The sequence below is a fragment of the Streptococcus mitis genome, from assembly GCF_946188615.1.
In the GTDB taxonomy this organism is placed as follows: domain Bacteria; phylum Bacillota; class Bacilli; order Lactobacillales; family Streptococcaceae; genus Streptococcus; species Streptococcus mitis_BZ.
Window position 1 is genome coordinate 198201 of sequence record NZ_CAMHVK010000003.1, and the last position, 20175, is coordinate 218375.

The window sequence follows — 20175 nt, forward strand, 5'->3', positions numbered from 1 at the left end:
ACCTTACCTCACTCAAGAGGTCTAGCAATCTATAACTAGAAACTCATTAAAATTTTGAACAAATTTTACTCATTATCCTTCTTACGAAGAACGATACTTAGACCACTCAAAATTCCAACAAATCCGAATGCTGCCAAGGCTGCGTTCGATTCCGTACCAGTATTTGGCAATTGAGTTACCTCAGTTGATGGAGCTGGATAAGTGTTCCCATCCGGATTGTAATTTGAAGGTACTGGTCTGTTTGGAACTTCCGGTGTTCCCGAATCTTCCGCCACAGGTACAGGTGGTTTTGGAGTCTCGTTTCGTTGAGGTGTTGGAGCTGGTTGTGGTGTAGGTGCAGGAGCTGGAGTCGGAATTGGATTTGGCTCTGGCTGTGGTTTTGGTTCTTCAGGAATCTTCAGCTCTGGAATCTCCACAGTTGGCGGATCTAACGGAACTACTCCACCTTCAAATTCTGGCACTTCAACTTTTGGAGCATCAATTTGCATTACATATTGGTAAACAATTGTAGTTACTCCTTCTTTAACTAAACCTTTTTCCTCTACAGTATTTTTGAATTTATCACCAGCTGGAAAAACACGTTTAAGTTTGAATGTTACTCCATCTACCTCGATAGTCTCAGGAGCTGTCACAGCATACTCTTCTCCTGTAGCTTTGTAAGTCGTTTCTTCTTTATCACCAGTAGTTATAGTTGTCGCTTCAGCTACAATGACATTGTTCTTAGCTACTACATCATCCGCAAGGAAGTTTTCATTAATATCTACGAATTTAACGATAACTGTTCCTTTTTTGTCTTTTGCGTAATCACGTACACTGTTTGGTTTATTTTGAGAATACTTAACAACAACCGCTGAATCTTTAGATTCATGTGTTACAGCTAATTCATCTACCTTAGCTTTATCCACAGTGTAATCTTTGATTTCTGGCGATGCTACTTCAGCAAGTTTTTGTTCTTTAGTCCACTCGCTTGTGTATACTACTTCACCTGTTCTACTGTTGATTTCTGCAGTTCTTGTAAAGCGAGCAGTTTGTTCAACTGGCGCACTTGCTTCCTGACCTGCTTTTGGTCCATTTTCATAAACATAAGTAATGTTACGTTTCACTTCTGTTAGTAGACCTAGATCTTTGTAGGTACGACCTTTTGGATCGTTAGGAATTTTATCCTCTGGTTTTGGAGGATTTTGTTCTCCATTGTTAGGCTTCGTTGGATCTACTGGAATAATGTAGTCATATTGGTATACAACTGTCGTAGTCCCTTCTTTCACCCTACCTGTTTCTTCTAATACATTGTTGTATTTATCAGAAACTTCATATACACCACTGTATTTGTATTTCTTACCATTAGCTTCGATAACATCTTTACGGTTCGCTACAGTGCTGTATTCTTCATTTGTTGCTGTATATGTAGTCTCTTCACGATCTGCGTAAACTTTTGTCATTGCTTTTTCAACAATAACATTATCTTTAACAGTTACCGCTTCACCGATTTCATTTCCTTGACCATCAACATACTTAACAACTACAGATCCTTTTTTATCTTTTGCTTCATCATGTTCGATAATTTCGGGATTTTCACGATATTTAACAACTTCACTACTATCACTAGATTCGTGTGTTACAGGTAATTCTGCTACTTTTTCTTTATCAACTGCATATTTATCGATTTTTGGTGATACTACTTCTGCAAGTTTTTGTTCTTTTGTCCACTCACTTGTGTAGACCACTTCACCAGTTCTACTGTTGATCTCTGCAGTTCTTGTGAAGCGTGCATTTTGGTTAACAGGTGCACTAGCTTCTTGGCCTGCTTTTGGTCCATTTTCGTAAACATAAGTGATATCACGTTTGACTTCTTTTAAGAGACCTAAGTCTTTGTATGAACGGTTTTGTGGGTCATTAGGAATCTTATCCTCTGGTTTTGGAGGATTATTATCACCTTCATTAGGCTTAGTTGGATCTACTGGAATAACGTAATCGTATTGGTATACAACTGTTGTAGTTCCTTCTTTCACCTTACCTGTTTCTTCTAATACGTTGTTATACTTATCAGAAACTTCATACACTCCACGGAAGACATATTTCTTACCATCTTTAGTGATTGTATCAACTTTCTTTTCAACAGTATTGTAGTTTACATCATTTTCTGTTACTTCATCACGTGTTGAAAGTACAACCTCTCCTGACTTAGTAGCGTATGTTTTCGTTGTTTTAACAACTGCATCCGTCACTACATTCGCAGAATCTTTGATTTCATTACCATCAGCATCAACGTACTTAACAACTACTGAACCTTTAGCTTCAGTTACAGTCGGAGTTGCATCTTCTTTTTTATCTAACACATAGCTGTAGATAACGTGTTTTTCACCTTCAGTTACGTCTCCTGTTGCTGGAGCTGAGTCAGATGTTGGTCCTACATATTTATAGACTAACCCTGTAGCTTCATCTTTTAGCGTTGGGTATTGTTTATCAGTAGTGTCGTATTTTTCAGTAACTGCGCGTTTTTCTTTACGTTCAGATACTTTTACACCTTTTGAGTAAGTTACGTACGTATCTTCATACTCTAAAGGAACATTGTTTTTCACCACTTCTGTTTCTTTTAATGTTTTTAACGTTCCATCTTCGTTGATCACAACGTGTTTCACATCAACAGAACCTGTTTTTGTAACTTCTGATTTAGACGGGGTTTTCTCTTCTTCACTTACTAGACGGTATTCGTAAACAACTTCTGTAGTTCCTTCCACGACTTTACCACTAGCAGCTGGAGAACCTTGTTTTAGACCTACATACTCGTATGTGAATCCAGTATCCGCATCTACTAAGGTTGGATATTGTTTTGGAGTTGTGTCGTAGTTTTGTTCAACTGGTTTAACATCAGTACGTTCATCTACTTTTGTTTCACCAGAATATAGGCTTACGATAGTTTTTGTTTCAAGCGTTACATTATCTTTGTCAGTTTCTGATTTTAATTGTTTTCCATCAGTTGTTACATACTTGATAACGACACTACCTTGTTTAGTAGCTGTTGCTTCTCCCGCTTCTTCTTTTGTAATCTTCAAGTTGTAGTAATGTGTAACTACTGGTTTTGCTTCACCCATTACTTTGTAAGCACGTACTGGTGTGATGATTTCTTTTGTATTGTACTCTGTTGTAGGGGTTGTCGTTACTTGCGTTCTTGTTCCTACTTCACGATCGATGATATATTTATTGTTTCCAATTGATGTGGCAGCTGTATTAAAATCATCATCGACTGTGCTATCTCCTGATACTGTAATCTTACCGTCTTGAGAGATTGTAATGGTTCCTTTTTTGAGTATTGTGCTTGTAGTTTTTTCTTCTGTCTTAGGATCTTCAGTAAAATCTACTTCAGGTATGCCATTATAAATAGGATATTCCTCTGTAACAACTTCACTATGTCCTTGAATATTAGCATCAGAATATTCTGGTTCAAAAGAATACTCTGTTGTTGTTGTGATTTTTTTATGTACTCCAGCTGTATCCTCTGTTTTTGAAGTTACATTTGTGAAACTTAAACGACCTAATGCATCAGGTAAAAATTTTAAATACTCACTTAACTTTGTCTCTTGTGGGAATAAATTATCATCAAGCGGAGCATGCTCTACAAGAGTTCCAGTAGTTCCAGATTTCTTTTCTAATAATCCAATTTCAACCGTTCCATCTTGGATTTTATCTTCTAATTCTTTCAGATGATTATCCAAACGTGTTCTAGCTGCTTGGACTTTCGCCTTGTTCTCTTCTCCTACAGCCACTTTTTCTAAATAATCTAAGGCTTTGTAATTAGCTAGGGCATAGTTTTTCAAAACATCTTTTAATGAAGAGTGGGCTGCATCTATTTTTCCTGGAGCGTATTCTTCTCTTGTTTCTGGATTATAGACATGTGGTCCATTGAAGTTTTCAATTCCCGCAAACCCATAGGTTGGATTCGAGCGCGGTGCTTCAACAATATCATCAGCTGTTCCAAAAATCCCATCCGCACCTGGTCTTCTATACTTAGCATAGTCGCCTACATCATTAGAATAATCTTCTGTACGATAAGAATTGTAGTCATTTTTAGCTAAAACGTACGTATCTGTACGTGAATTAACAGTTTCATAAGTAACAATACCTTTTTTAGTTACCTTAACTTCTTTACCTGCTCCAATAGCGTACGTATCTTTATCAAGAACAAGAACTGTATCCCCTTCTTCTAGCGTTACGTTTTCTTTCGTAAATTCTTTGGCATCTGCTTGACCGTTTTTCCACTGAGTTGCAGCATCCTCGTCACTAGATACTCCATTTTCAGCTACAACATACTTACCGTATTGCCCGTCAGCTGTTTCTTCTACTAGATAGACTTTCCCTTTTGTTTTAGTATAGTCAATCTCACCTAGCTTATTGTGCATTCCTTCTGGCGATACTCTTGCTTCGATGTTGTTGAAGTTTGTTTTGTCATAAGTTGCTTTATCCGCATTTTCGACTTCAGAACGTACGTATTCGTAAACTTTGTTGTTGGCTTCTACTGTATCTTTTTTACCAGTAGCTTCTGTAACAGCGTCACCTGTTTTAGTAACAGTTGATTCACGGTAGTCTTTTCCATCTGTGTCGTAAGAAAGACCTTTTTTATCGTAAGGAGTTGTAACTGAACCTTCTCCTGTCTTTACTGTTTCTGCAGGTTTTAAGTCTGATTTATCAGAATCAAGCTTGTAATTAACCGTTGCCTCTGATTTAAAGTTTAATACATCACTTCCATCAGCATCACCTGTATGGTTGTTGGCTTTTGTTGGTTCTGGCGTATCTTTAGCTAATACCGCATCAACTTTTACAGTTTTAGACGCATCACTGTCATCAGTAAACGTTGTGGCTTCTGTCGAAGCTACTTTCGATGTATCACTCACTAAAGTTACACTATCACCACCATTAGATGTAACAGCAGCAGCTACTGGACTTGCACCAACAGCTAAAGCCACACCTGTGGCCAAAATCGTTGCCCCGATTAACTTAGAATCAGTTCGACCATCTTTGTACTTACGAAGAGAAAATTTCTCTCGCTTATCTTTTGCAAACATAAAACTGCACCTTCCTAAAATTAAGACCTGAATACTATTAAGTACCAAACTATGAATTATGAAACTGTTTCCATAATCATACTATCTATTATATCACTTTATATGAATAATACACGCTTATATAACTCTAAAATATCAAATTTTTGATAGTCTTTTGAGAATGTTGAAGAGGGATAATCTCCTTCTTTTTGATGAGCCTTCACTAAGATAATTAATTCTCCAACATCTTTAAATCGTTTAATATTTATATCTCTACTCGCATAATATCTATGTGCCAAATCTGTATCTGACAAGAGGCAAACCAAGCCCATAGAAGAAGCTTCCACAGCCGCATTCGCAAAACATTCACTCATTGAGCAAGAGATATAACCTTGGTGCTTTTCATAAGGAACTTTTTCCAGAAAACCTGCATAATGCACATTAGGCGGTAAATCTTCTTTTTTATAGCCATCAGGTAAATTCCCATAAATTGTTAACTGGCTATCAGGAACTTGCCTAAAAGCCTCAATTGCCCATGCACAACGTTTAATAAAGGTCATATTCCCAACAATACACCAATCGGTGACTCTTGTATATTCTTTTTCCAAAACTCTATCCACAAACATCGGGGGTAAAAACTGAACCTTCTCTTTACCTAACATCTGCTCTAAAACAGGACTAGCTACTATATTCCTACACCAGGTTTGTAACACAAACTTCATCATAGGATCGAGAATATTATAATGAGTGTAAGCAAATAGCTTTCTTCCCGTATTTTGGAAAAATTTCCTTAACTGCAGTGGATACTCATTGATCATATCAATGACAAATCTATCTTCTTGACTTGAATGTTCTGCCAAATAAAGATTCACCAATTGCCATTGAGTATAGGTCTCACCACTCCTTAGATTGTGATAGCGGTGATAATTTTCGCTCACATCACCCTTCAGTAGTTCTCCTTTACTATCATAAAGAGTAAACTGTTTCTCTAGATAATCATAGCGATAGAGTAGTTGAGAGGTGTAACATTCAACATATCCTGCTTGATAGTAAACAAGACCTACATATCCTTCTTTCGTGTACTCTATTTTATGGACATCCTTTAATTCATCTAAAAAATCTTTTTTGACACTCGGTTTGTTTCTAGCCAAGTCAGATTGTTCAAAAATCACATGATAAAAATTCTCAAATCCGAGATTTTCTAGTGTTTCCACAAAATTTGGAACAAAATTTTCTAAATTTGTTAAAACAAGCTCTTGTTCTACTTGCAAACTTTTAAAAATTTCTTGACGAGCCAATTGACTTCTTTCAAAACCATAAGAGCTTACAGGAACTCCTTCTTTGATTGTAAATACTTTCACCATTATCTATTCTAAAACATCTTCTAATCTCAAACCACGACTTCTAGCCAATCTTGCACGGAAGGCCATACCTCGTTTATGTCTCTCTGACAGACGATAACAGGTCGTCACGATATTTAAAACCAAGGCATTATCCTTTGTCACCATACGAGACCACAAATGCCAGTCTTCAAACCCATCACAGTGCTCATCATACCCTCCTGCTTCCTCATAGGCGGCACGCTTAAAAATAACTGTTGAATGATTAAATACATTTCTATAGGCAAGCTCTAGCCATAACTGTTCTCCAAATAAATGATTATAATTATTTCGCTTTATTTTATTCGTTATCTCATCTTCCTCTACAATGACTTTAGCTCCAATAATATCCAATTGAGGATTCGTTTCCAATTCATGCAATAGAAGATCTAGATGCCAAGGCATCCAAATATCATCTGAATCTTGCCTTGCCACATAATCCGTTTGGGATATCCTTACCCCATCATTCAAACTTTTTGAAATCCCTTGATGGTTGTTTTTCACATACTGGATACGTTGGTCCGCTAGATAAGCTTGACAAACCTCCTCAGTATGATCTGTCGAACCATCATCGATAATTAGCAGACGAAAGGCTTGGTGAGTTTGATTCAAGACAGAATCAATCGTTTGGCTAATGGTTCCAGCGCCATTATAGACAGGCATGACAATATCAACAAGTGTGTCCGATTGGGACACATTTTGATAAGGAACTCCCAATTTTTGAAAAGCATCTGATTCGTGCGTTGTTAAGAAGGTACGATAACCATGCACAGAGACACCTTCGATATCTTTTATCAACAAAAGAGAAGTTGAATAAAAGCCATGTACATCAACAAACTCATACTTTTCTAACAAAAGATAGATTTCTTCTTCAAAACACAAATCAGATTCCACTTTGTCAGCTGTGTTTAAATCCAATCCTACTCTCGGATGAGGATAGTATCTGACAGAATCGAGTCCAGAAAGTATTTTTCCTGTCAATCGCTTGCTTAGTTCAATATCTCCCAAATCAAAAGGAGATCCGAGCGCTTGACCTAGAAACACAGTAATCTTCTTGCCATTTTTGGCTCTCTGGAACCCTTTAGGCTCTGTCGAAAAGTTCAAGATTTCCTGCTTTTCTTTCGGGAAAAGAATGCACTCTTTAAATACTGTATAATGTTTCTTTGAATAAGACATGATATCACTCAAGGTGAAATTTGTATGTTCTATAAGCCTATCTAGATTTTGCGTATACATATTAAGCGGAACAACTGAAGTACTACCATCATCAAAAGTATACAAATTCATGCTATCTGGATTAAAAATAGTTAGTGCAATAGGATTATCTAAACTAGCTAAATATAAGTTTTTAATTTCTTTATCTCGTAAAAAAGTATGCACCTTTTCCAGAATATTTCTTCCCTCAAGTACAAAAACTTCCTCACAGAAATCTTCCATCTGTTTAGCATAGTTAAGCTGTCTCTTGTCTTCTGACATTTTTAAATAAATCCCGATAAAATTTTCCGAGACAACTTTAGCTACTTCTCTAGCAACTAACACTTGAAACGGAGATGTGCAAAATATTATATTTTTCAAATTTAACTCCTTATAAAATTCTTACCAATGTATTCATTTGGATCTAAACATCTATTACCTAAAATTATAGCATATGATGTGGCCACTATCCAACAGAAGAACAGTCAAATTAATACTAGATACACAACTCCAACAAATCTTAGATTTCTAGTGTCTGATAATTCTTTTAATAAAGAAAACGAAAATATTTAAAACGATGTAAAATGAACTAAAAATCTGAAATAAAAAAACTCTAGAAGTCAGATACACAATCTGAGGTCTAGAGTGTCCTTTAAATCTATCTATTGAAATTCCTTGACATCTCCATCGTATGTCGCCCAATCTTTGCTGAAAAAGCGCTCATTTAGATGGTAAGTCGGTGCTGGTGTAGGATTGGATAGGAAAGGATCAACTGCCTTGTCAAAAGCCAACCAACCCAACCAACCAAGGTGAATGGTATCCTTCATAAAGAAAGCTTCCCCACCGTCCTTAGAAAAATCTGCTATATTGGTAAACCCTTGACTTTCTAACTGGTAGCGAATCTTCTGCACCGTTTGTTGGTACATATCTTCTCGTAAACCAGCGTAGTCCATCCATTTTTTATTAACAGGTGGAATGATAAAAATCGGGTTTACCTTGGATTTAGAAAACTGTGTTAAAACCAACTGCAAGTCATTATATTCTGGCGACTTGAGATAGGTAAAGTTTTTCTGAGAATCCTTTAATTTCTTCAAATCCTTCTTAATCTGCGTATTATAGAAATAATTCTCCATTCCCAGATCATTATTAGAAGTATTCTTTTCTGCATCTGCTTTAACAACATCTTCTATAGCTTGATAAGAAAACTGGTCTGGCAAGGTCTTTAAATACTTAACTACATGCTTATCATAATTGACATAGCCTCTAACTGAAAACTGACCAAAAAAGGAAGCTTGGCGTTCATTAAACCGAGCTAATAATTCAATCATTTCATTGTCTGCAGACGACAATTCTTCTTTACTTGCCAACTTCTGAACCATGTCCTTCATAGCTACATTTGGGAACTGCTGTAGTAAGCGAGTCGCTGCATATTGACTAGCCTGATCCCCAGATTGATGTTCCAGAAAACTGGTCAACTGGTCTCCATTAAAATACTGCTGAAATGCTGCTGGCTCATAGCCATTTTTACTGAACCACTGAGGTGAGATAACATATACAACTTGTTTATTCTCCAGTTGTGGCAACATCTGTTGCATCCCAAAATACTGATTGAGCGAGGCAGCTCCCCTCTGTCCTAAAAGATAAGGACGGTAGGAGCGATTGTATTTCTCAGCCAATACCGCAGGATGGGCACCGTCAAAACGAAGCCATTCACTGGAGCCAAAGAAGGGAACAAAACGCATATTTGGATCAGATAAGACTCTGACCTTTTGACTCCGCTCCTTAAAACTTTCAATGGTAGTAGCCACCGCCGAACGCTTTTCAGCTCCCAGATCATGGCGCATCTCAGCAGGATAGAAAAAGATAAGCAGACAAACCAACAAACCAGCTATCAAGACCGGTCCGAAGATCTTCCATAAGCGTTTAAGCATTTTGTAGCTCCACAATACCAGCTATGATTTTATTAGCTGTATTCCAGTCGTCGCGACCAAACTCTGTTACAGGGACACGAATGTCAAAACGGTTTTCAATCTCCACAATCAACTCAACCGTTCCCATACTATCCAAGACACCTGCATCAAAAAGATCTTCATCCATCATGTCAGAGACATCTTCCATAAACAACTCATCAATAATTTCGATAACTTCTGATTTGATATCCATATTTTATTTCCTTTATTTTTTAAACCATAAATCATTCAAAAATCCAGAAAAGATTAAGAATGACAGCATGACGACATGGAAGGTGACAACCATGCCAAGCAACTGAATCCAGCGATTCTCAGGTAGAGCAGCCTTCCCTGCTTTTTTCCGTTCCTTATTGAGCGTTTTTTTCTTACGAATCCAAGCGTCATTGATAACCAGTCCAATCCCATGAAAGAGTCCATAGGCGATGTAGTACCAGGTCACACCGTGCCAAAATCCCATAATCAGCATATTTACAATATAGGCCACGCTTGAGGTTACATTACGATTCTTAAAGACCTTCTTTCTGGTCAACACCATCACCATTCGCATAAAGACAAAGTCACGGAACCAGAAAGAAAGGCTCATATGCCAACGATTCCAAAACTCTTTTAAATCCCTTGATAAAAAAGGCTTATTAAAGTTGATGGGGCTACGGATTCCCATTAAGTTTGAGATAGCCAAGGCAAACATAGAGTAACCTGCAAAATCAAAGAAAAGCTCCAAACCAAAGGTATACATAACTGCCAAGGCATAGGGGTTAAAGAAGCCACCTGACTGCAGGGCTAGATTCTTCAGAGGAGGTAGTAAAGTTTCTCCTAAAACATGAGCCAGGATAAACTTGTACAAAAATCCCCACATGATATAGCGAACGGATTCTTCCAGCATATCCATCAACTCATCCCGCTCAGGAATGGTCTGATAATTTTCATTAAAACGCTTAAAGCGATCGATTGGACCACTTGAAAAAGTCGGCATGAAGAGAAGAAAACGGAGGAATTCCCAGAGGGTAAAATCCTTAATCACTCCATCTCTCAGCTCGATGATAATCCCAACCGAACGAAAGGTCAGGTAAGAAATACCCAAAAACCCAAGCAAAGACTGCGTTCCATTGATAGCCGGCTGCACCTTGACAAAGATAATCGGAAGGAGGGACAGAAAACTAACTAGGTAGAAGGCCCACTTGCCATCCTTGCTTTTTCGATAATGCTTGTAGAAGAGTACGAGCAATATTTCCCAGCACAGGTAAATACCCAAGGCAGCCAATTGATTGGTCTTCCCACCTACCAACATGGTGACGATAAAGAAGAGGCTAACCAGCACTTCATACCAGGCAAAGCGTTTCTTGAAAAAGAGACCGATAAAGATGGGCAAGGTTGCAGCAATCACATAGACAAAATACTGAGGATTGCCGTATGGCTCTAAATGAGGAAGCTGTTGAAAGAACTCCATCATCTCTTATTCACCTCGTTAATCAATCCTTTGATGTCAATCTTTCCATTTGGAGTCAGTGGCAAACTGTCTCGATAAAGAAATTTAGACGGCATCATGTAGGACATCATGATATCTGTCAAGTCTTCCTTAATGGCCTTGGTAATATCGATATCACGTTCAAACTGCTCACGAACACCGTCTTTTAAGATGACATAGGCCAATAGATTTTGCACCTTGTGGTCCTTGTTATAACGTGGAACTGCGACAGCAGACTCTATAAAACGAGACTTGTTGAGATTTTGAGAGACATCTTCTAACTCAATGCGGTAACCGTTGAATTTAATCTGGAAGTCCATGCGGCCACCGTAGAGAAGCAAGCCCTCATCTGTCATGGTTCCCACATCGCCTGTGTGATAGGCTGGCAGACCTTCAAACTCAAAGAAGGCTTCTGCTGTTTTTTCAGGATTGTTCATATAACCTTTTGAAACAGCTGGCCCAGAAACAATGATTTCTCCCTGTTCACCATTTGGCAGTTTCTTGCCATTCTCATCAATGATAAAGGTTGGAGAATCAGCCTTGGTATAGCCGATTGGTAAGCGTTTGAGAGTCGCCAACATCTCGTCTGTCACGGCAACTGCTGACAGGGCTACTGTCGCTTCTGTTGGCCCGTAGGCATTGATAATATGGGCATTGGGGAAACGCTCACGTAGTTTTTGAGCCGTTTTGACCGTCAATTCTTCGCCATCAAAGTAAAAATGCGTGATACCTGGCATTTTCTCGCTGTTGAAGTCTTCTGATAACATGGCCATATCCGCAAAAGAAGGCGTTGATGTCCAGATAGCGATTGGCAATGAAAAGATGGTCGCAAAAAGTTGCTTAAAGTCCTGAGTGATGGCTGAAGGAAGAGCAAAAAGCGTACCACCAAGTGCCAAGGTTGGCGCCCAGTACATGACGGACAGGTCAAATGAATAAGGTGGCTGAGCCAGCATTTGCGGACGACTTGGCGTCGCAAATTCCTTATCCGTAATCATCCAATTGGTAAAGCTGAGGAGGTTATCATGGGAAATCTGCACTCCTTTAGGCTTACCAGTCGTACCAGAAGTAAAGATAATGTAGTAGTTATCATCACCCTTGACTGGATGCGTAATCTCATAACTAGTCCCTTGAGCAAAGGCTTCTTGAACCTGAGCTAGAGTCATCATTGGCGTAGAAACCTGTTCCAATGGGAAGTCTGAGATGGCAATAATCAAGCTTGGCTCTGCTACTTCTAAAATAGCTGAAACTCGCTCCAAAGCCGAATGGCTATCAATGGGAATGTAGGCATGGCCTGACTTAGTCAGAGCAACAAAGGTTGCCAACATTTCATATTCTTGGCCACCAAAAACAACTACAGGAGACTTCTCAGGCAAGCCTAGTTGGTCAATGGCTGCAGCCAAACTATCTGAATCAGCCTTCAAATCTCCATAAGTATGTTCCTGCCCCAAAACATTGTAAACAGGATAGCTAGGCTGTGTCTGAGCAAAATGCTCAATGGTTTCAATCATATCTACTATTGGTTTATTTGACACAATAGGGATTCTCCTTCAAGTTAAAATTCATTATAGATAAAGCTTCCTTGACCCTGACCAAGATAGCTAAAGAAGTAAAGCAGCCCCAGAAAGATAAGAAAATACAAGGCTGTCCGACCAAGAAAGAGGTACAATTCTTTTCTCTGTTTCATCAAGAAAAACCATTCATTTCTGTAATTTTTGCTAAATAAGATAGACTCTTACTATAGTATTTTTCTACCATTGTACCACTTTATAGGCTAGTTTTTCAATTGTTTACCGTACATTTTCACTAGATTTCAGCTTATTTTAAGGGTTATGCGCTTTTTCTATGTATATTTCAAGTAGAGTGATACTGTTTCAAAACTCCATTTCATGAGAAAATGAAGGAAATCTTCCCATAATAAAACGCACGATATCAAGTTTTTTCAACACCTGATACTATGCGATTTTCTGATTTTTAAAGACTTTTTAACTAGTCTCTCATTTAAAATAATCTCGTCTGATATAAATTAAAATAGCTTCTATCACCAGACAAATGGCCGATATCCAAAAACTGATACTAATACCAAAACTCTCAGTAATATAGCTCATTAGCAAAACAAATACTGAAAATGCTAGTGTCGAAATCACTTCCAGAACGGAATAGACATTAACCAAGTTATTTTCCTCTACTGTTTCCTGAAGAAATACACTTTCAGGAACTTCTTTTAGCTGCGATAACATACCAACTAAAGCTGAAAATACTAAAAACATCTGTGCATTTGGCAAAAATAGAATAGTCAGCGTCACTATTGCCATGGCTATAAGAGAAAAAAGAATACTTTCCCATTTAGAAGCAAGAAACTTTTCAGATAGCCGAAAAGCAATTAAGCCACTAATTATAATACCAATAGAGTATGCTGTATTAGAATATCCCCAGTAACTTTCCGTTTCATTTAATAACTCAGTTACAAAGACAAGTATGATAGACGAAACCCAAATCGTATTTGAGAAAATTTCAAATAAATTTGCTGATACAAAAAGTCTTAATCTAGGATCTCTAGCAACTAACTTCCAACCTCTGAGCAAAATTTCAAGATTAGTTTCTGACTCTAACACCTCCACTTCAGCGTTAGGAAGAAATAACATCAGAAAGCTAGAAATGATATACAATATTAAAATGATAAACGTGGTAGGTAACAGACCAATTGTTGCAAATAAGAGTCCACCTAATCCCCAACCCACCAATTGAACAGCTTCACCACTCATTGACAAGGCTGAATTAGCCTTACCCAAATCGGTCGCATAGCGTGGCACAATAGCATAGGAAACAGGTGCTGCAAAACCATCTAATATTGAAATTGCCACAACAAATAGATAGGTTACCAAAGGCGCTACGGATTGCATTACGGTAAACATTCCTACCAGTATCGTTAATAATATAGTCTTTCCAAATTGGGATAAAGATAAAACCCTATTTAGCGCTATCCTTTTAGTAACTAAAGGAACTAAAAGACTCGCAACAAAAGAGGATATCCCTATTAAAATGGGAACTAGTGACGTGGCAATTACTGATTTTGAAATAATGTATATGTTAGCAATGATTGTTACTCTAAAGAAAATATCTGCTAAATTTGCAAACAATTGAGAGACTAACAACTTGATAAATGAATTAGACATATAGCTCTCCTATCTTAGTTGCCAACTTTGGAATTAAAATTTGATTTTTAATATTTTAGCATAAAATAGCAGAAAACAAAAGTGATGGTTTTTACATGAAAAAGCCTGAGATTTTCATCTCAAGCTTTTCAACATAATTGTTTTCTAGATTAGAAAAGCGAGAATACAAGCACGGCCAAGGCTGCACCGATAACAGGTCCCACAACTGGAATCCAAGCGTAAGACCAGTCTCCGTCTCCCTTGTTTGAAATTGGCAAAATGCTATGCATGATACGAGGTCCAAGGTCACGCGCAGGGTTCAAGGCAGAACCTGTTGTCCCACCTAGTGATAGAACGATACCGACAATCAAAGTTCCCACTGCGAAGGTTCCGATTCCTGCTTGAAGGTCATAAAGTCCCAAAGCAAAGATTGTCAATACCAATACAAAGGTGCCAAGGATTTCACTAATCAAGTTTGATACAGTATCTTTTATAGCTGGTCCAGTACTGAAGGTTGCCAGGATATTGCCTGCATTTTCTTCTGCCTCATAATGCGGTTTGAATTGCAACCAAACCAAAATCTGACCCAGCATAGCCCCTGCGAACTGAGCTAGGATGTATGGGAAAACGGAAGCCCAAGAGAGCGTTCCTTTTAAGGCCATCGCAAACGTTACAGCTGGATTTAGGTGGGCTGGGCTGAGCGTGCCAGATACAAAAGCCGCAACGGCTACAGCAATTCCCCAACCCATAGTAATCACAATCCAACCTGCATTGTTGCTCTTGGTTTTAGGAAGAACCACACCTGCAACAACACCATTTCCTAGAAGAATCAGGATTAAAGTCCCCAAAAATTCTCCAAATAATTCTTTCATCATATCGTTGTCTCCATTTTAAAGAAGGAGAGGGAAGGCAAGGAAGGCTTGTCTCCCTCTCTTCTAGTTTTTCTTAATTTTTCAATTCCGCTAGATCGTTGTTAGCAAGGGCTGCTTCAACATCCGCACGGTAAGTTGCTTTCTCGTCTTCTGTCCAGTCATAGAATCGTCCCATTTCATCTAAAACTGGCTCAACGATGCTATCCAAACTATCACGCATAAAGAGCATGTGGTTGGTACGACGAAGGAGGAAGTCAACTGGGCTAAGAGCCAACTCATTGCGCATTGCATAGTGAAGTGATAAAGTATCTGCCAAGCTGAGTCCTGGTGCTTGTTCTAAACTATGAGCAAGGGCAAAGACTTTCGGTACATTTGAACCATAGAGATTTGCGAGATAGTGAGCTTCCTTGCTATCCAATCCACGTGACACTCCAAGTTGCGCAAAGGCTTCGATTTCTGAATCAACATTTGCTGGGTTCAATTCCCCACCTGAAACAGGGTAAGTCTTAGAATTGATCAGTTTAAAGCTACGGTCAAATTCTGCTTTGAGGATGTCAACCACGCGCTCCATAGCTCCTTCAGCCATCTTACGGTAGTCTGTGATTTTACCACCAGCAAGGGTCAAGAGGCCATTGTCATCTCGGTCCAAGCTCGAACCACGTGAAACTGCAGATGGATCCAAATGCTTCTCAGAGGTACTGCTTTCAAGCTTGCTGACAGCAGACTCAACATCTTCACGCGTTTTTTCTTTAGAGAGATAAGATTCAACAGTCGCAATCAAGTTGTTAAAGCTTTCATCACTGATTGTACCGTTATTTCCTCCATTGTAGTCAGAAGCGCTATTGCCTGCGATCAATGGACGAAGACCTGCCCAGCTACTTTCAATATCATCAATGGTAATGTTGGCTTCTGGGAAGCGGTTGTTGACAATGCCAAGTAGATAATCCACATCTTCCTGAGTTACTTTTGGATGTTCCAAATCACCTGTGTAGTCTGTATCGGTTGTACCAAAGTAAGTCTTGTTTTCACGTGGGAGAACAAAGACCATACGGCCATCACCCAAACCTGTGTCAAAGTAAACTGGTTGTGAAACCTTGATCTTGCTTGAATCCACTACCAAGTGAACTCCCTTAGTTGGGCGCATTTGTGAGAATTGGGTTCCCTTATTAGACAAATTGCGTACTTTATCGCTCCAAGGACCTGTTGTGTTGATAACCAGACGAGCCTTGATTTCAAAGACTTGGTCTGTCAAGAGATCACGAGCTACAACACCTGTAATCTTGCCACTTTCGTCAAAGAGGAAACCTTCTGCCTTCACGTGGTTGGCAATGAGGGCACCGTCTTGGTTGGCACGTTTGATGTTTTCAATCACGAGACGGGCATCGTTGTTACGGAAGTCAAGGTAAACCCCACCTCCTACCAAGCCTTCTTTCTTCAAGTTTGGCTGGCGTTCCAAAACTTCTTCCTTGCTCAAAACCTTGTTTGCAGCTGGTGTGTTGTTAACTCCTGCCAAAAGGTCGTACAAGTCCATAGCTACTTTAAGACGGAAGAGGCTAAAGGTCGCTCCATCTTCATCGTAAACTGGTAAGAGCATTGGATCCGGTTTTGGAATATGTGGTGCGATTTGTTGAACTACCGCACGTTCAGAAACCGTATCTGAGACCACTTCTACGTCGAATTGTTTGAGGTAACGAAGACCTCCGTGAACCAATTTTGTTGAACGGCTAGATGTTCCTTCTGCGAAGTCCTGCATTTCAATCAAACCAGTCTCAAGACCGCTAGCTGCCGCCTGCAAGGCTACACCAGCCCCTGTGATTCCTCCACCGATAATCAAGAGGTCCAGGGTACGTTCCTGCATTTTTTTAATTGATAATTCACGTGTTTTCTTTGAAAATTCCATATTTACACACTTTCTAACTAAGTCGCTTTATTCTTCCAGTATTAGTCGTCGATTTCCGCAAAGACTTGCGTTGCTTTCACAGCCTTCTTCCAGCCCTTGTAGAGTTGTTCCTTGCGCGATTCGTTCATAGATGGTTCAAAGAGTTCTCCTGTCTCGTTCAAGAGTTTCAACTCATCCAAGTCTTTCCAGTAACCAACTGACAAACCTGCTAGAAAGGCTGCTCCTAGAGCTGTTGTTTCCAAGTTTTTGGCGCGTGCGATATCGATTCCCAAAATGTCAGCTTGGAACTGCATGAGGAAGTTGTTCATAGCTGCACCACCGTCTACTTTCAAGACTTGGATAGCTGTCTGCGCATCCACTTGCATAGTGTCGATGATGTCACGTACTTGATAAGCGATAGATTGCAAAGTTGCCTTGATAAAGTCTTCTTTAGTTGTTCCACGAGTCAAACCAAAGACAGAACCGCGAGCGTTTTGGTTCCAGTATGGAGCACCTAAACCTGTAAATGCTGGAACGACATAAACTTCATCATTGTTGTGAGAATCACGAGCATATTTTTCAGATTCTGGTGAATTTTCAACCATGCGAAGACCGTCACGAAGCCACTGAATAGCACTTCCTGCGATGAAGATTGAACCTTCCAAGGCATAGTAAACCTTGCCGTTAATTCCGTAACCAATCGTTGTCAAGAGGTTGTTTTCAGACAACTGCATCTCTTCCCCAGTGTTCATGATGATGAAAGAACCTGTTCCATAAGTATTCTTAACCATACCTGGTTCAAAGGCCAACTGCCCAAAGAGGGCTGCTTGTTGGTCCCCAGCCATACCTGAGATTGGCACTTCTCCACCGTAGAAATGGAATGGAGCTGTCTTTCCGTAGATTTCAGAGTTAGAACGAACTTCTGGAAGCATAGCCTTAGGAATGTTGAGGATTTCTAAAATCTCATCATCCCATTTGAGTTCTTTAATGTTATAAAGCATGGTACGAGCTGCATTTGAGTAATCGGTCACGTGAGCCGCACCGTCTGTCAATTTCCAAACCAACCAAGTATCAATCGTACCAAAGAGCAATTCTCCTTTTTCTGCTCGCTCTTGAGCGCCTTCTACATGATCCAAAATCCAACGAACCTTGGTAGCTGAGAAGTAAGCATCAATGATCAAACCAGTCTTTTCATGGAATTTTTCCACATAACCTTGACTTTTTAGTTGTTCAGCCAAAGGAGCTGTCTGACGTGATTGCCAAACAATAGCGTTGTAGATAGGAAGTCCTGTTTTCTTATCCCAGACGACAGTTGTTTCACGTTGGTTAGTGATTCCTATTGCCTCAATTTGATTTGGCTTGACACCACTTTCGATGAAAGCACCCGCAATAACTGACTGGACGGAGTTCCAAATTTCATTAGCATTGTGCTCAACCCAACCTGCCTGAGGGAAAATCTGAGTAAACTCTTTTTGACTCGAGCTAACCTTTTCTCCTTTTTTGTTGAAAATAATGGCACGAGAACTTGTAGTTCCCTGGTCAATGGCCATGATGTATTTTTCTTGTGACATGTGCTGTCCTCCTGATAAAGATCTTGAGGATATCTCCTCTTTACACTAACTAGTATACAAAATAAAGCGCTTTCTTGTTTATCAACTTTTTTTAATTTTTTAAAAAATGTGAGGAGATTGTGTGAATTTCACAAAAAAGACCTGGAACAACCAAGCCTTTTAAGTGAATAATAACTGACGAATCCCTGCCAAATCTTCCATATCCAAGTCATTTTTTAAATAATAAACTGGTGTCTGTTCCTTCTTATGAATAGGGTTATTGGTAACCAGCAAATCATAATGCCGACTAGGGTCATAGGCTTCAATGGTAATAAAACGATTGTATTCCAAATACCGTTTCAAAATGGCTGCCATCCTTGAAAAGACAAGAAAACCAGATGTCAAATCCAGACCAATCCGCATATGCTGGCCACCATTTTCAGCCATATATTCGATTAACTGGAGCCATTCCCAGAGAATCTTCTTATCTAAGTCTGTCCCCTGCTGAAAGGCAGGTAGAACATGAAAAATCTCCTCTGCTATCCCCCTAAAATCATGTTCCATCAACAAATAAGGATGACGATTCTCTAACTGGTACTTATAGCGATCCTGTAAAATATAGCCCTTGTATAGATAGACTTGAGCACAAAGCTGACTGAGTTCATAGGTGACATGGTCCTCTGTATAATCACCCAGTAAATCCTCCTTCTTCATTTCTTGAATCAATTGCGTCAGCAAATCTGCTAACTGCCCTCCAAATCCAAGGATATACTCCATAGTATGAAGAGGAAGAATGCGATGAGATAGGAGGAAAGAGAAGAAAATCATCATCTCCCCATCCTCAGTTCCAAGAGGAAGGTGTTGCCCAGCAAAAAAGGAAGGAGCCTTTCGATGCAAACGAAGGTAGAAAATATTGTCAAAATACCCATGCATTTTTTCTTCTATCACTTGAAACTGACAGGCATTGACCCGAAGACGTTGCTGACTGATGTGAGACCAGAGAATCAAGTCCAACTTCTGCCCCGAAGACAAACTCGCACCGCAGATTTCTTCTAAACTAGCAATCTCCTGCTTTCTCTCTGGTTTCTGCAGGTGACTTTCCCACTCCTGACTGGACCAGACCTTGCGAAAAAGACAGAAATAGAAATAGCGAATCTGATGCTCTGGACCTCGCCAACGTCCATTTTGGATGGATAAATCAAATTCTGACAAAATCTGATTTAGACTAGCCAAGTGGCGACCAAGCGTAGCCTCACTAATCATCAATTCTTGAGCCAGCTGATGGGCTAAAAACTGTTGGTGATAGAGAAGATAGACCAAAATCTGGTATTTAACAGCATTCTCCAAAAACAAGCTCCGGATATCTCTCCCTTTGGTAGCTGCACCGATTGACAGACGCAGATTTTCATCTTCTAAGTGAATAGTCAGCTCTAAGCCACTATCCAAAGCCTTGTCATTAAGAAGGGTGACATATTTGGTTAGGGTTGCTTTTGAAAATCCTGTTTCCTCCATTACAGCCTTGACAGTCGTCTGAGACTCTTGTAATAGAAAGGAAAGGATTGAAAATTGGCCAGATTCGGCCTTTTCCATCAAATCTCCTAAATACATTTGTTACCCCTTTCATTTTCTACCTTAAGCATAGCATAAATCTTACAAATGCTGAAATAATCTGTTT

Annotated in this window: 13 protein-coding genes; all 13 read right to left on the reverse strand. The window is 39.3% G+C overall.

The annotated features are described in order from the left end of the window. Window positions 1-65: 65 nt before the first annotated feature. Window positions 66-5060, reverse strand: coding sequence for an SIALI-17 repeat-containing surface protein (locus tag OCF95_RS04425; protein WP_261104980.1), 4995 nt, complete (start codon window positions 5058-5060; stop codon window positions 66-68). 98 nt (window positions 5061-5158) lie between these two features. Beyond that, on the reverse strand, window positions 5159-6403 hold the full coding sequence (locus OCF95_RS04430) for a glycosyltransferase family 4 protein (RefSeq protein WP_203179927.1): 1245 nt from the start codon (window positions 6401-6403) through the stop codon (window positions 5159-5161). Window positions 6404-6406: 3 nt separating this feature from the next. Beyond that, window positions 6407-7993, reverse strand: coding sequence for a glycosyltransferase family 52 (locus OCF95_RS04435; protein ID WP_261104981.1), 1587 nt, complete (start codon window positions 7991-7993; stop codon window positions 6407-6409). A 281-nt stretch (window positions 7994-8274) separates the two neighbouring features. Next, entirely contained in the window at window positions 8275-9543 is a 1269-nt protein-coding gene (gene dltD / locus OCF95_RS04440) for a D-alanyl-lipoteichoic acid biosynthesis protein DltD (RefSeq protein ID WP_261104982.1), read from the reverse strand. Continuing rightward, on the reverse strand, window positions 9536-9775 hold the full coding sequence (gene dltC / locus OCF95_RS04445; RefSeq protein WP_000351967.1) for a D-alanine--poly(phosphoribitol) ligase subunit DltC: 240 nt from the start codon (window positions 9773-9775) through the stop codon (window positions 9536-9538). The genes dltD and dltC overlap by 8 nt, the downstream gene beginning before the upstream one ends. Before the next feature lie 12 nt (window positions 9776-9787). Beyond that, the gene (gene dltB / locus OCF95_RS04450) at window positions 9788-11032 is read right to left on the reverse strand and encodes a D-alanyl-lipoteichoic acid biosynthesis protein DltB (RefSeq protein WP_261104983.1); all 1245 of its coding nucleotides are present in this window, start codon (window positions 11030-11032) and stop codon (window positions 9788-9790) included. Continuing rightward, window positions 11029-12579, reverse strand: a complete 1551-nt coding sequence (gene dltA / locus OCF95_RS04455) for a D-alanine--poly(phosphoribitol) ligase subunit DltA (protein WP_261104984.1) — start codon at window positions 12577-12579, stop codon at window positions 11029-11031. The genes dltB and dltA overlap by 4 nt, the downstream gene beginning before the upstream one ends. A gap of 20 nt (window positions 12580-12599) precedes the next feature. Next, complete coding sequence (locus OCF95_RS04460) at window positions 12600-12731, reverse strand: teichoic acid D-Ala incorporation-associated protein DltX (RefSeq protein ID WP_000813667.1); 132 nt, start codon at window positions 12729-12731, stop codon at window positions 12600-12602. A 310-nt stretch (window positions 12732-13041) separates the two neighbouring features. Next, entirely contained in the window at window positions 13042-14220 is a 1179-nt protein-coding gene (locus OCF95_RS04465) for a ryptide export MFS transporter (protein WP_020902150.1), read from the reverse strand. Window positions 14221-14369: 149 nt separating this feature from the next. Continuing rightward, window positions 14370-15074, reverse strand: a complete 705-nt coding sequence (locus tag OCF95_RS04470) for an MIP/aquaporin family protein (RefSeq protein ID WP_227326022.1) — start codon at window positions 15072-15074, stop codon at window positions 14370-14372. A gap of 70 nt (window positions 15075-15144) precedes the next feature. Further along, window positions 15145-16971 carry a type 1 glycerol-3-phosphate oxidase gene (glpO, locus tag OCF95_RS04475; protein WP_261082931.1) on the reverse strand — a complete coding sequence of 609 codons (1827 nt, stop codon included), beginning with the start codon at window positions 16969-16971 and terminating at the stop codon, window positions 15145-15147. A 41-nt stretch (window positions 16972-17012) separates the two neighbouring features. Then, entirely contained in the window at window positions 17013-18521 is a 1509-nt protein-coding gene (glpK, locus tag OCF95_RS04480) for a glycerol kinase GlpK (RefSeq protein WP_000076785.1), read from the reverse strand. A gap of 159 nt (window positions 18522-18680) precedes the next feature. Continuing rightward, window positions 18681-20108 carry a helix-turn-helix domain-containing protein gene (locus tag OCF95_RS04485; RefSeq protein ID WP_261104985.1) on the reverse strand — a complete coding sequence of 476 codons (1428 nt, stop codon included), beginning with the start codon at window positions 20106-20108 and terminating at the stop codon, window positions 18681-18683. Window positions 20109-20175: the final 67 nt, after the last annotated feature.

What these genes read in the sequence shown, in the direction of transcription:
- OCF95_RS04425 (WP_261104980.1), bottom strand. Translation starts at nt 5,060, where the DNA reads ATGTTTGCAAAAGATAAGCGAGAGAAATTTTCTCTTCGTAAGTACAAA.
- OCF95_RS04430 (WP_203179927.1), bottom strand. Translation starts at nt 6,403, where the DNA reads ATGGTGAAAGTATTTACAATCAAAGAAGGAGTTCCTGTAAGCTCTTAT.
- dltD (WP_261104982.1), bottom strand. Translation starts at nt 9,543, where the DNA reads ATGCTTAAACGCTTATGGAAGATCTTCGGACCGGTCTTGATAGCTGGT.
- dltC (WP_000351967.1), bottom strand. Translation starts at nt 9,775, where the DNA reads ATGGATATCAAATCAGAAGTTATCGAAATTATTGATGAGTTGTTTATG.
- dltB (WP_261104983.1), bottom strand. Translation starts at nt 11,032, where the DNA reads ATGATGGAGTTCTTTCAACAGCTTCCTCATTTAGAGCCATACGGCAAT.
- OCF95_RS04460 (WP_000813667.1), bottom strand. Translation starts at nt 12,731, where the DNA reads ATGAAACAGAGAAAAGAATTGTACCTCTTTCTTGGTCGGACAGCCTTG.
- OCF95_RS04465 (WP_020902150.1), bottom strand. Translation starts at nt 14,220, where the DNA reads ATGTCTAATTCATTTATCAAGTTGTTAGTCTCTCAATTGTTTGCAAAT.
- OCF95_RS04470 (WP_227326022.1), bottom strand. Translation starts at nt 15,074, where the DNA reads ATGATGAAAGAATTATTTGGAGAATTTTTGGGGACTTTAATCCTGATT.
- glpO (WP_261082931.1), bottom strand. Translation starts at nt 16,971, where the DNA reads ATGGAATTTTCAAAGAAAACACGTGAATTATCAATTAAAAAAATGCAG.
- glpK (WP_000076785.1), bottom strand. Translation starts at nt 18,521, where the DNA reads ATGTCACAAGAAAAATACATCATGGCCATTGACCAGGGAACTACAAGT.
- OCF95_RS04485 (WP_261104985.1), bottom strand. Translation starts at nt 20,108, where the DNA reads ATGTATTTAGGAGATTTGATGGAAAAGGCCGAATCTGGCCAATTTTCA.